The organism is Albimonas sp. (assembly GCF_055129145.1).
In genome coordinates this window covers 1-11,620 of the sequence record NZ_JBSRTQ010000134.1, presented here as the reverse complement: position 1 = coordinate 11,620, position 11,620 = coordinate 1, and the positions used below count along the sequence as shown (strand labels likewise).

At 72.6% G+C, this 11,620-nt stretch carries 11 protein-coding genes; 8 read left to right on the top strand and 3 right to left on the bottom strand.

The genetic code is table 11. From position 1 onward, the window contains the following. The coding region (locus ACTB72_RS17155) for an ATP-binding protein (protein WP_463038231.1) at positions 1–858 on the top strand (858 nt) is incomplete at its 5' end. Positions 859–948: 90 nt separating this feature from the next. On the opposite strand, the gene ACTB72_RS17150 is transcribed toward ACTB72_RS17155, so the two are convergent. Beyond that, positions 949–2,208 carry a cytochrome P450 gene (locus tag ACTB72_RS17150; protein ID WP_463038230.1) on the bottom strand — a complete coding sequence of 420 codons (1,260 nt, stop codon included), beginning with the start codon at positions 2,206–2,208 and terminating at the stop codon, positions 949–951. A 230-nt stretch (positions 2,209–2,438) separates the two neighbouring features. Between ACTB72_RS17150 and ACTB72_RS17145 the strand changes: the two genes are divergently transcribed. The 7 genes from ACTB72_RS17145 (at position 2,439) to ACTB72_RS17115 (ending at position 9,274) form a co-directional block, all read left to right on the top strand. Further along, positions 2,439–3,431, top strand: a complete 993-nt coding sequence (locus ACTB72_RS17145; protein ID WP_463038229.1) for an NADPH:quinone reductase — start codon at positions 2,439–2,441, stop codon at positions 3,429–3,431. 98 nt (positions 3,432–3,529) lie between these two features. Continuing rightward, positions 3,530–4,423 (top strand): IclR family transcriptional regulator, encoded by an 894-nt coding sequence (locus ACTB72_RS17140; RefSeq protein ID WP_463038228.1) that lies wholly within the window; start codon positions 3,530–3,532, stop codon positions 4,421–4,423. 126 nt (positions 4,424–4,549) lie between these two features. After that, the gene (locus ACTB72_RS17135; RefSeq protein ID WP_463038227.1) at positions 4,550–5,350 is read left to right on the top strand and encodes an enoyl-CoA hydratase/isomerase family protein; all 801 of its coding nucleotides are present in this window, start codon (positions 4,550–4,552) and stop codon (positions 5,348–5,350) included. A 15-nt stretch (positions 5,351–5,365) separates the two neighbouring features. Then, positions 5,366–6,175 (top strand): enoyl-CoA hydratase/isomerase family protein, encoded by an 810-nt coding sequence (locus ACTB72_RS17130; protein ID WP_463038226.1) that lies wholly within the window; start codon positions 5,366–5,368, stop codon positions 6,173–6,175. 248 nt (positions 6,176–6,423) lie between these two features. After that, positions 6,424–7,005 (top strand): hypothetical protein, encoded by a 582-nt coding sequence (locus ACTB72_RS17125; RefSeq protein ID WP_463038225.1) that lies wholly within the window; start codon positions 6,424–6,426, stop codon positions 7,003–7,005. 2 nt (positions 7,006–7,007) lie between these two features. Further along, positions 7,008–7,949 (top strand): HTD2 family dehydratase, encoded by a 942-nt coding sequence (locus ACTB72_RS17120; RefSeq protein WP_463038224.1) that lies wholly within the window; start codon positions 7,008–7,010, stop codon positions 7,947–7,949. Between the two features lie 200 nt (positions 7,950–8,149). After that, a complete protein-coding gene (locus tag ACTB72_RS17115; RefSeq protein ID WP_463038223.1) occupies positions 8,150–9,274 on the top strand; it encodes a pyridoxal phosphate-dependent aminotransferase in 1,125 nt (374 codons plus the stop codon). Positions 9,275–9,294: 20 nt separating this feature from the next. On the opposite strand, the gene ACTB72_RS17110 is transcribed toward ACTB72_RS17115, so the two are convergent. Next, a complete protein-coding gene (locus tag ACTB72_RS17110) occupies positions 9,295–10,581 on the bottom strand; it encodes an MFS transporter (RefSeq protein ID WP_463038222.1) in 1,287 nt (428 codons plus the stop codon). Next, positions 10,578–11,321 (bottom strand): amino acid ABC transporter permease, encoded by a 744-nt coding sequence (locus ACTB72_RS17105; RefSeq protein WP_463038232.1) that lies wholly within the window; start codon positions 11,319–11,321, stop codon positions 10,578–10,580. The genes ACTB72_RS17110 and ACTB72_RS17105 overlap by 4 nt, the downstream gene beginning before the upstream one ends. Positions 11,322–11,620 lie beyond the last annotated feature (299 nt).

Below are 11,620 nucleotides of genomic sequence, written 5' to 3'. Positions count from 1 at the left end.
CATGCGCTGACGCGCGAAACCTCGGCCGCCGCCGCCGCCGACGCGCGCAACGCCGCCGCCACGCTCGCCCGGCTGGACGCGGCGCCTGCGCCGGACCCGGAGGCGCTGGCGACCGCCGAACAGGCCACCGCCGCCGCCCTCGCCGCCGCAAGCGCCGCCCGCGCAGCGCTGGAGGACGGCGCCGCGGACCTCGACGCGGCCCGCGCCGCCGCCGACCGTGCAGCCTCGGTGGTGGAGGCGGCCCGAGACGAGGCAGCGGCGCTTCGAGAAGACATCGCCCGTCACGACGCCACCGTCGCCGCCCGCGCTGAAGAGGCCCCGGAATCGGCGCTCGCCGAGACCCGCGGCCTTGCGGAGGCCGCCCGAACCCGCGCCGACCGGCTCGCCGCCGAGATCGCCGCTCTGATCCGCCTGAAATCCGCATTGGAGACGGCGCGCGGCGCCGCCCGGGACCACTATTTCGGCCCGGTGATGGCGGAGCTGCGCCCGCTGCTCGCCATGCTCTTCGACGACGCCGCGGTGCGCTTCGACGAGACCACGCTGCTGCCGGCGGAGCTGGAGCGGGGGGGCGTGGCGGAACCCGCCTCGATCCTCTCAGGCGGCATGCGCGAGCAGCTGGCCCTGCTCACCCGCCTCGCCTTCGCCCGCCTGCTGGCGCGGGGCGGCGGGGCGGCGCCGGTGATCCTCGACGACGCGCTGATCTGGTCCGACGATGCGCGGATCGAGCGAATGTTCGACGCGCTCCACCGCCAGGCCCGCGACCTGCAGATCCTGGTGCTGACCTGCCGCCAGCGCGCGTTCGAACGTCTGGGCGGGCGCCCGCTGCGCCTGCAGGACTGGACCCCGCCGGAATTGTAGCCCCGAGGGGGGATGGCGGGCGGGGCGACGGTCCGCAGGACCGAGCGCCCGAACGGCGCCCCCCGCCCCCCCCGTCCAGTCGCCCGGCCCTCAGGCGTGCAGCTTCACCGGCAGCTTCGAATAGCCGTGCACGAAGTTCGACATCACCCGCTCCGCCTCGCCGGTCACTTCCACCCGGCTGAAGCGCTTCAGGATCTCCTCCCACAGGATCCGCAGCTGCATCTCCGCCACGCGGTTGCCCATGCAGCGATGCACCCCGAACCCGAAGGCCAGATGCGAGCGCGCGTTCTTGCGGTCGATGACGAACTCGTAGGGATCCTCGAACATGGTCGCGTCGCGGTTGCCTGAGACATACCACATCGCCACCTTGTCGCCCTCGCGGATGGTGCGCCCCCCGACCTCGACATCCTCGAGCGCGGTGCGGCGCATATAGGCGAGCGGGGTCTGGAAGCGGATGATCTCCGACACCATGCCGGGGATCAGCGACGGGTCGGCGGCGAGCTTGTCATATTGCTCGGGGAAGTCGTTCAGCGCCTGCACCCCGCCCGAGATCGAATTGCGGGTGGTGTCGTTGCCCCCGACGATCAGCAGGGTGAGATTGCCCAAGAGCTTCATCGGATTGTCGACCAGATCCGCGGTGGCCGGATCGTGGGCCATCAGCGAGATGAAATCGAAGCCCGGCTCCCGGTTCGCCCGCTCGCGCCACAGCTCGGTGAAGCAGGCCACGCAGTCGAGCAGGATCTTCTTGCGCTCCTCCACGTCCAGCGAGTGGTTGCCCACCTGCGGCACCGACGTCGCCACGTCCGACCAGTAGGTCAGCTTGCGCCGGTCCTCGAACGGGAAGTCGAAGAGGGTGGCGAGCATCTGGGTGGTGAGCTCGATGGACACATGCTCGACCCAGTCGAATTCCTCGCCCACCGGCAGCCCGTCGAGGATCACGCCGACGCGGCCGCGGATCACCTCTTCCAGCTCGGCCAGGCGGTTGGGACCGACGCCGGGCATCACCGGCTTGCGCCATTTGGGGTGGATCGGGGCGTCGGCGGCGATGAAGCTGTAGGTCTTGAAGCTGGGATCCCGGTCGCCGAGGAAGATCCCCTCGGCCGAGGAGAACTGCCGGTGGTTGGTGTCCACCGCCACGATCTCCTTGTAGCCGGAGACCGACCAGTAGGGCCCGAAATCGCTCTGCGCGCAGTAATGCACCGGCGCTTCGGCGCGCAGGCGGTCGAAGAACGGCCAGTGCTGGTTCTTGGCGAAGCGTTCGGCCTTCGACACGTCCAGCTTGGCGAGCGGCGTGGACCAGGCTTCCTCGCGCGCTTGCGCGAGCGGATCGGCGGCGATGTGTTCGAGCATGAGGCGTTCTCCCTTGGACGACGGTCGCGGGGCCCCTCCCAAGGCCAGGTCCGCGCCGTCGATTGACCTTCACGATACGCCAGCTTTCGACGGATCGCCACAACCGAAGGCGCAGGCCGCGCCGGGGAATTTCGCCTCTGGCCAGAGCGGCGCCGGCCGGGCCAGGATCGGGAGCCCCGAAGGCCTGACGACGTTCAGGCGCGGGCCGGGATGGAACGGGAGGGCGGAACATGCGCGCGGTCTGGTACGACAGGCAGGGCCCGGCGGCCGAAGTGCTGACCCTGGGCGAGATTCCCATGCCCGAACCCGGCCCGGGCGAGGCGCGGGTGCGGCTGGCGGCGTCGGGCGTGAACCCCGCCGACATGAGCCGCCGGGCAGGCCCCGCGCATGCGATGGAAGGCCCGCGGATCATCCCCCATTCCGACGGCGCAGGCCTGGTCGACGCGGTGGGGCCGGGGGTGGACGCCGGCCTGATCGGTCGCCGCGTCTGGCTCTACAACGGTCAGCGCGGAGGCCGGACGCATGGCACGGCGGCGGAGGCCATCGCGCTCGACGCCTCGCTCCTCACCCTCCTGCCCGACCACGTGAGCTTCGCGGAAGGCGCCTGCCTGGGCATCCCCTGCATGACCGCCTGGGGCTGCGTGCATTCCGACGGGCCGGTGACCGGCAAGACCGTGCTGGTGACCGGCGGCGCCGGGGCGGTCGGGGCCTATGCGGTCCAGCACGCGGTCCGCGACGGGGCGCGGGTGATCGCCACCGTGTCGGATGCGCAAGGCGAGGCGACCGCCCGCGAAGCCGGCGCCCATGTCGTGCTGCGCCGGGATGCGGCGGATCTGGCGGACGAGATCCTGGAGGCGGCGTCGGGCCCCGTCGACCGGATCGTGGAAGTCGATCTGGGCGGCAACGCCGAGGTCGCGCAACGGGTGATCGGGATCAACGGGGTGATCGCGGCCTACGCCTCGCGCGGGGACGCGCGCCCGTCGCTCGACGTCTACGGGCTTCTGCGCCGCAACGTGACGCTGCGTCTGTTCCTGCTGCCGATCTCGCCCCTGCGGCTGCGCCAGGCGGCGCAGGCCGCCATCGCGGCCTGGCTCGCCGATCCCGCCGTCCCGGCTCGCCATGCCGTCGCCGCCGCCTTCCCGCTCGCCCGCACGAGCGACGCCCACCAGGCGGTGGAGGCCGGCGGCAAGCGCGGGACGGTCGTCGTCCGTCCGGATCGGTAGCGCCCCCCTGCCGCCACCCGCCCCCGCTCACGCCCCTCCAAGTGGACAATCGTCGCGCAATGCGACAAGCCTTTGGCGTCGCCCTGCAAGGAGATCCGATGACGCCCCCCCGCGCAGACCCCAACGCCCCCCCGACCGCGCCCGACGCGAAGGACGACGGGCTCGTCGCCCCCGCCTCGTCCCGCTCGGCCATGCAACTGGGGCTGGATGAGGAAACGTCGGAGCGGCTCGCCCGCGACCGCAAGTTCGTCTGGGCGCTGGCCCGGGGCCTCGAGATCCTGCGCGCCTTCTCGGCCCGCCCGGCGCCGCTGGGCAATTCGGAACTGGCCGAGATCACCGACCTGCCCAAGGCCACCATCACCCGGCTGACCCATACCCTGACCGAACTGGGCTACCTGCGCCTGATCCGGCGGCTGGGAAAATACGAGCCGACCGCGGCGCTTCTGACGCTCGGCTATCCGGTGATCTCGTCCCTGCGCGTGCGGCTGGTGGCGCGCGAGCCGATGCTGAAGCTCGCCTCCGACGTGGATCTGTCGATCGCGCTCGCCGCCCGCGACCGGCTGGGCATGATCTATGTGGACGCCTGCCACCCGCCCTCGATGACCACGATCCGGCTCGAGGTCGGCACCCGCGTCGACATCGCCACCACGGCTTTGGGGCGGGCGTTTCTGGCGGGCATCGACCCGCTGGAGCGCGACTATATTTTCGAGCGTCTGGCCCGCAAGCTGGGCCCCGCCTGGCCGGCGCTGCATGTGCGCGTGCTCGATTCCATCGCCGAGGTGGAGGAACGCGGCTTCTGCATCGTCGACGGCGAATGGCAGTCCGACATCCGCGCGGTGGCCGCGCCCGTGGTGTCGCCGGACCGGTCCGAGGCGATGGCGCTCAACGCCGCCGGCCCGCGCTTCGCCTCGTCGCGCGACGTGCTGGAGAAGGAGGTCGGGCCGCGGCTCGTCCATCTCAGCCGCGCCATCGGGCCGATGCTGAGCCGCTGAGGGCGAGAGCGACGGGTTCGCACCCGCCCTACGCCGCCGGCGACGGGCCTCTTGCAATCCTGAGTTCCGCTGTGCAGAACTGGACGCAGAAACCAGAATGGCGCGCCCTGCGCCGCGGGAGGAACCATGTCCGACGCCCCCATCCAGGCCGATCCCGGCCGGGTCGCGCTGACCCGCAACGGCGGGGTCGCGACCCTGACGCTCGACTGCCCGTCCAAGCGCAACGCCTTCACGCCGGCGATCAAGGCGGGGCTCTTCGACGGGCTCGCCGCCTGCATCGAGGACCCGGAGGTCCGGGCCATCGTGATCACCGGCGCCGCGGGGCATTTTTCCGCCGGCGGCGACATCACCGGGATGATGGCGCTGACCAGCGGGCATGACGGGCGGGATTCGCTCCTGAAACTGCACCGCATCACCCGCATGATCGTGGAATGCGAGAAGCCGGTGATCGCGGCGGTCGAGGGCGCCTGCGCCGGCGGCGGCATGGCGCTGGCGGCCTCCTGCGATATCGTCATCGCCGGCGAGGGGGCGAAATTCTCCTGCGGGTTCCACAAGATCGGGCTGATGCCGGATCTGGGCGCGGTCTGGACCCTGCCGATGCGCATGGGATTCGGGCGGGCCAAGATGTTCATGCTGATCGGCGATCCGATCACCGCCGAGGAGGCGCTGCGCGACGGGCTCGCCGAGAAGGTGGTCCCGGCCGGAGAGGCGCTGGCCGCCGCGATGAAGATCGCCGGAAAGATGTCGACCGCCGCGACCCGCGCGCTCGGCTTCACCAAGTCGGTGCTGGCGCGGATGCCCGCCGGGCTCGACGCCATGCTCAAGGCCGAGGCCGACGCCCAGCTCGGCCTGATGATCTCCGACGATTTCCTCGAAGGCCGCACGGCCTTTCTCGAAAAACGCGCGCCGAACTTCACCGGCCGCTGAGACGGGATGATGACCATGACCCACGCAGCCCTTCCCGCCGAGCCCGGCCCCGCCGATCCGCTCTGCGTCGCGGTCCGCCACGGGACCACGCAGGTGATCTGGCTGAACGATCCCAAGCGCCGCAACCCGCTGTCGCTGGAGATCCGGTCGGTCCTTTTCGACGCCATGTCCGCAGCGATGGCCGACCCCGACGTGCGCGCCATCGTGCTGGCCGGCGCCGGCGGCTGCTTCTGCGCCGGCGGCGACATCGCGGGGATGAAGGACATGAAGCCCGGCGCCTCGCGCGCGCGGCTCCAGGACATCCACCGGCTGGTGCGGCTGATGCATTGCGGGCCGAAGCCCGTGATCGCGGCGGTGGAGGGCTGGGCGGTCGGCGGCGGGCTGTCGCTGGCGGCGGCCTGCGACGTGATCGTGGCCTCGCGCGAGGCCCGCTTCGCGCTCAGCTTCGCCAAGATCGGGCTGATGCCGGATCTGGGCGTGCTGCAGACGCTGCCCGCGCGCATCGGGCTCGGCCGGGTCAAGCTGCTGGCGATGACCGGGCGCACCATCGACGCCGAAACCGCCGGCGCCTGGGGTCTGGCCGACGAGCTCTGCGCGCCCGGTCAGGCGATGGCGGCGGCGATGAAGATGGCGGACGAGGCCGGGCGGCTCGCGCCTTTGTCGCTCACCGCCACCAAGCAGACCCTCGCCCGCCTGCCGCAGGGCATGGACGAGCTTCTCTCCGGCGAGGCCGACACCCAGGCCCTGCTGTTTTGCACCGAGGATTTCCGGGAGGGCGCCGCCGCCTTCCTCGAAAAGCGGGCGCCCGCCTTCAGGGGAGAGTGACGGGGGCCGCGGCGGCGCGCTCAACCGCCGCGGCCCTTCTCAGATTCAGTTCATGTTTCCCGTGCTTTGACGTCCCGGACCCGCGTTTCCCGGCGTTCGCGCGCTTCGGCCCGCCTGCCGGCCCGCGGCAGGGCCGTCCCGGCTTGACCTCAGACGGTCAGGACGGGCTATGTGCGACGAAACACGTTCGCGCCACGTCGCCGCGCAGCCGCGCGCAGGCTTGGCGACGACCGAACAGGGAGGAAGCCATGCTGCCGCGCCATCTCATAGCCGGCCTCGCCGTCGGACTGACCCTGGGGGCCGCCGTCCCCGCCTCCCGCGCGCTTGCGGACGATGTCGAGGCGTCGCTCGAAGCGGCGCTGGAGGCCTACCGGGCCGGCGACATCGCCACCGCGCGCGAGGAGACCGCCTTCGCCGCCACCCTGCTCGACCAGGCCAAGGCCGACGATCTCGGCAAGTTCCTGCCCGAGGCGCTCGACGGCTGGACCCGCGAGCCCGGCGAGGACGCCGGCATGTCGGCGGCGATGTTCGGCGGCGGGCTTGTGTCGCAGGCCACCTATTCGAAGGGCGGAAGGACGGTGGAGATCACGCTCGCCGCGGACGGGCCGATGGTGACCGCCATGTCCTCGATGTTCGGCAACGCCATGGCGCTGAGCGCGATGGGGACCGTGTCGCGCATCGGCAAGCACAAGGCGGTGACCACGTCGGACGGCGAAGTGCGCGCGCTGGTCGACCGGCGCATTCTGGTGACCGTATCGGGCGACGCCGACGCCGACGCCAAGACGGCCTATTTCGAGGCCATCGATCTCGACGCCCTGGCGGAGTTCTGAGCATGACCGACGACCGAAGCGCCCCCCTCTTCGCTCCCTTCTCCGTCGTGTCCGGCGGCCCGGCCGACGGCGCGTCCGTGCCGCGCCAGGCCGCGGCGCCGGTCGACGGCGCCTCGCCCCTGCCCGACAGCGCCGGCGCGCCGCTGGTGATGGAGGAGCGGATCGATCCGTGGCGGGTGGCCTCGCTCCATGCCGCGCTGAACCGCGAGGACCCCGCGCCCGTGGCCGGCGACCCGCTGCCCCCGCTCTGGCATTTCCTGTTCTTCGCCGAGGTCCAGCCCGGCGCCAGGCTCGGCGCCGACGGGCATCCCAAGCCCGGCGATTTCCTGCCCGACACCGGCCTGCCGCGGCGGATGCGGGCGGGGGGGCGGATGGAGTTCCTCGCCCCCCTGCCGCTCGGCGTCGACGCGCGCCGGGTGTCGGTGATCCAGAACGTGGCGATCAAGCAGGGCGGGTCGGGGTCGCTCGCCATCGTCACCGTGCGCCACGAGATCTCGGGCCCGGACGGCGTGGCGATGCGCGAGGAGGAGGACCTGGTCTACCGCGCCCTGCCCTCGCCCGAAGACAAGCCCCGCCCCCCGGCCCCGGAGAAGCATGAGCGCCCGACCTTCTCGCGCGCATTCTCCGCCGACCCGGTATTGCTGTTCCGCTATTCGGCGCTGACCTTCAACGGCCACCGGATCCACTACGACCTGCCCTACGCCACCATCGACGAAGGCTATCCCGAGCGGGTGGTCCATGGGCCGCTGATGGCGCAGCTGCTCGCCGACCTCCTGCGCGACGAGACCGGCAAATGGCCGGCCCGCTTCGACTACCGCGCGGTGTCGCCGATCTTCTGCGGGCAGACCTTCACGCTCTGCGGGCGGACCTTCGGGGATCAGGCGGAGCTGTGGGTGCTCAACCCCGACGGGCGGCTGGCGCTGGAGGCGAAGGCGAAGCTCTGACGCCCTGACGAGGGCGGCGTCCGGTCGCTCGGCCTTCCTCCGCGCCGCGCCGTCGCGGGGGAAGGCGGACGTCCCCCGGCGACGTCCCCCCGCCCCTCGTTTCGCGCGAAAGCTTGACGCGGCCCGCCCCATGTGGAAATCCGCCGCGACCCGCGCGCGCCCTCTGCTGCGCCCGGAAGACCGCATCCGGAGGTCCCGCCATGTCCCGTCCCCGCTTCACCCCGCTCGTGCAGCGCCTGCCCTCCGCCGTGCCCTTCGTCGGCCCGGAGACGCAGGAGCGGGCCATGGGCCGCCCGTTCGAGGCGCGCATCGGCGCCAATGAAAGCGTGTTCGGCCCCTCTCCGGCCGTGCTCGAGGCGATCCGCGCCGCCGCGCCCGACATCTGGATGTACGCCGACCCCACCCATCACGCCCTGCGCGGCGCGCTGGCCGAACGCCACGGCGTCCCCGTCGAAAACATCATCGTGGGCGAGGGCATCGACGGGCTGCTCGGCCTGCTGGTGCGGGTGCTGGTGTCGGAGGGCGCGCCGGTGGTGACGTCCCGCGGGGCCTATCCGACCTTCAACTACCATGTCGCGAGCTTCGGCGGCCGCCTCGTCCAGGTCCCCTATCGCGACGACCACGAGGACCCCGACGCCCTCGTCGCCGCCGCCCATGCCGAGAAGGCGCCGCTGGTCTACATCGCCAATCCCGACAACCCCATGGGCTCCTGGCACGGCGGGGACGTGATTTCGGGGATGCTCGACGCGCTGCCCGAGGGCTGCGTGCTCTGCCTCGACGAGGCCTATATCGAATTCGCCCCTGACGGAACCGCGCCCGTGATCGACCCCGAGGACGACCGGGTGATCCGGATGCGCACCTTCTCCAAGGCGCAGGGGATGGCGGGGGCGCGGGTCGGCTACGCCATCGGCTCGCGCCGGATGATCGAGGCCTTCGGCAAGGTGAAGAACCATTTCGCCATGACCCGCCTGTCGCTGGTCGGGGCCGAGGCCGCGGCGCGCGACGAAACCTGGATCGGGCATGTGCGCCGCGAGGTGGTCGCGGCCCGCGCCCGCATCGGCGCCATCGCCGCGGCCAACGGCCTGGTCGCCCTGCCCTCGGCCACCAATTTCGTGGCGGTGGATTGCGGGCGCGACGGAGATTTCGCCAAGGCGGTGCTGTCGGGTCTGATCGAGCGCGGGGTCTTCGTGCGCATGCCGTTCGCGGAGCCCGAAAACCGGTGCATCCGCATCTCCGCCGGCACGCCCGAGATGCTCGACGTGCTCGAGGCGGCGTTGCCCGAGGCGCTGGCCGAGGCCCGCGCCGTCGCCGCGCCGCAGGCCTGAGCCGCCGGGAGGGGGCGGCGTCAGACCGCCGCCCCCTCCGGGGCCGCCGCCAGAACCCGCAGGCGCAGCATCGCCCCGAAGGCGCAGAGGGCGGCCATGAAGGCCGCCGCCACCGGCGCCATCGGCCCGCCCCAGGCGACCAGCGCCGCGAAGCCCGGCGGGGCGGCGGCGAAGGCGAAATGCATCGGCAGGCCGAGCCGCGTCCAGTGCCGCGCATAGGCGGCCGGGTCGAAGACCTCCAGCGGCAGGGTGGCGCGGGCCATGGACATCAGCCCGCTCGCCGCCCCGTAGATCAGCGCGAAGGCCATCGCGCCCCCGACCCCGCCCCCCGCGAAGGCCAGCACCAGAAAGGCCAGCGGCATCGCCGCCGTGGCCCCGATCGCCAGCCCCATGGCGGTGGAGCGGCGGCCGAACGCGATGTCCGCCGCCCGCGCCGCCACCTGCGCCACGCCGACCAGCGAGGCGACCAGCACCGCAGCCCCCGCGTCGAGCCCCAGCGCCGACAGAACCTCGGGCAGCGCCACCATCAGCCCCCAGGTCACCACCCCGATCAGCGACACGCCGAGCGCGAGCCACACGAAGCGCGCGGTCTCCGACCCGCGATAGGTCCGGGGCGGAACGGGCTCCGCGTCATCGCCCGCGGCGGGCGCGGGCGCGGCGGGCGGGGCCCCGGGCGCGAACCAGTGCAGCGGCAGGCAGACCAGCAGGTTGAGCGCCGCGAAGACCAGCAGCGTCGCCCGCCAGCCCAGCGCGTCGTCGAGCCACAGCATCGCGGGAAACCCCACCGGGGCGGCGAGCCCCGAAATCAGCATCGCCCCGCCGATGCCCTGGCGCGCGGCCGGCCCCAGCCGCTCGGCCAGCAGGGCGTAGGCGGCGGTGGACAAGGCCAGCGCTCCGCCCACCCCCATCACGGTCCAGGCGGCGAAATATCCCACCGGCCCCTGCACGACCGCGAGCCCCGCCAGCGACAGCGCCACCAGCGCGGAGCCCGCGGTCAGCACCGGCCGCGCCCCATGCCGGATCATCACCGGGCCGAGCAGCGGCGACACCAGCGCCAGCGCCACCAGAAAGGCCGAGGCGGCGGCGAAGGCCATGGGCAGCGGCATCCCCAAAGCCTCGGCCATCGGGCGCCCCAGCACCGCCGGCATGTTGAACGTGGTGCCCCAGCCGATCAGCTGGGTGGCCGCGACCGCCGCAACCAGTTTGAAAGACCCGGCCGGCGCGCGCGCCTCGCCCGGGGTCGCGGGCCTCGGCGCCGCGCCGGGCGCCGGGGCCGCGACGACCGGACCTTCGGGAAGGCCGCTCACCGGTCGCTCCGCGCCATCCGCCGCTCCAGCCAGCGGACCGATTGGGAGACGCAGAGGATCAGCGCCAGATATTCCAGCACCAGCACGGTGTAGATCTCCAGCGGCCGGTATTCGGTCACGACCAGCTCGTTGGCCCGCCGCGTCAGCTCCTGCATCCCGATCACCGAGACCAGGGCCGACATCTTCAGCATGTAGGCGAACTGGTTCGCCAGGGGCGGCAGGATCCGGCGCAGGGCCTGGGGCAGGATCACCCGGCGCATGGTCTGGACCCAGGTGAGGCCCAGCGCCTGCGCCGCCTCGGTCTGGCCCTTGGGCACCGACTGGATGCCGGCGCGGAAAATCTCGGCCTCGAAGGCGCTGTCGGCGAGCGCCAGCGCCAGCACGCCCGCCCAGAACACGTTGATCGAGATCCCCGCCACCACCGGCAGCCCGTAATAGACCCACAGGATCAGCACCAGGATCGGGATGGCGCGGAAGGTCTCGACATAGATCATGTTGGCCCGCAGGCCCCATTTGTTCTTGCCGATCGCGGGCATCGCCACGATCAGCCCGGCGACGATCGAGAACGCCATGGCGGTGACCGAGATCAGGATCGTGTCCCAGATCCCGCCGGCGAGAAAGCCGAGGTTCGAGCGTCCGGTCTCGGTGAACGGCGAGACCACGTACCAACCCCATCCGCCGCCGCCCATGCCCTGCCCGCAGCCTGCGAGCATGAGGACCGCGGCGAGCGCCGCCAGCATGGCAGGACGGGCGCGGGGCGCGGGTCGTGGGGCGAAGGGGGATGAGACGAGGGGCGCGGGCGCGCGGACTTGGGTCGCCCGCGCCGGGCGTGGGGTCTCGGCGATCATCGGGGGGTCTCTTTCTCGCGGCGCGGATCTGGGCGGTCGGCGCGGACGATAGCCCCCGGCGCCGGACGGCGAAAGACGCGGAGAAGCCGCGGATCGCCGCCGCCCGCCCGTCCCGGGCCCCATGCAGCCCCCCCCGGCCCCGCCAGGCGCGACGTCGTCCGGCCGCGCGGGCGCCTCGCGCCTCGCCGACG

Bases quoted from the DNA above. Each gene is read 5' to 3' on its own strand.
- ACTB72_RS17135 (WP_463038227.1), top strand. From the start codon at position 4,550: ATGTCCGACGCCCCCATCCAGGCCGATCCCGGCCGGGTCGCGCTGACC.
- ACTB72_RS17120 (WP_463038224.1), top strand. From the start codon at position 7,008: ATGACCGACGACCGAAGCGCCCCCCTCTTCGCTCCCTTCTCCGTCGTG.
- ACTB72_RS17150 (WP_463038230.1), bottom strand. From the start codon at position 2,208: ATGCTCGAACACATCGCCGCCGATCCGCTCGCGCAAGCGCGCGAGGAA.
- ACTB72_RS17140 (WP_463038228.1), top strand. From the start codon at position 3,530: ATGACGCCCCCCCGCGCAGACCCCAACGCCCCCCCGACCGCGCCCGAC.
- ACTB72_RS17105 (WP_463038232.1), bottom strand. From the start codon at position 11,321: ATGCTGGCGGCGCTCGCCGCGGTCCTCATGCTCGCAGGCTGCGGGCAG.
- ACTB72_RS17130 (WP_463038226.1), top strand. From the start codon at position 5,366: ATGACCCACGCAGCCCTTCCCGCCGAGCCCGGCCCCGCCGATCCGCTC.
- ACTB72_RS17145 (WP_463038229.1), top strand. From the start codon at position 2,439: ATGCGCGCGGTCTGGTACGACAGGCAGGGCCCGGCGGCCGAAGTGCTG.
- ACTB72_RS17115 (WP_463038223.1), top strand. From the start codon at position 8,150: ATGTCCCGTCCCCGCTTCACCCCGCTCGTGCAGCGCCTGCCCTCCGCC.
- ACTB72_RS17125 (WP_463038225.1), top strand. From the start codon at position 6,424: ATGCTGCCGCGCCATCTCATAGCCGGCCTCGCCGTCGGACTGACCCTG.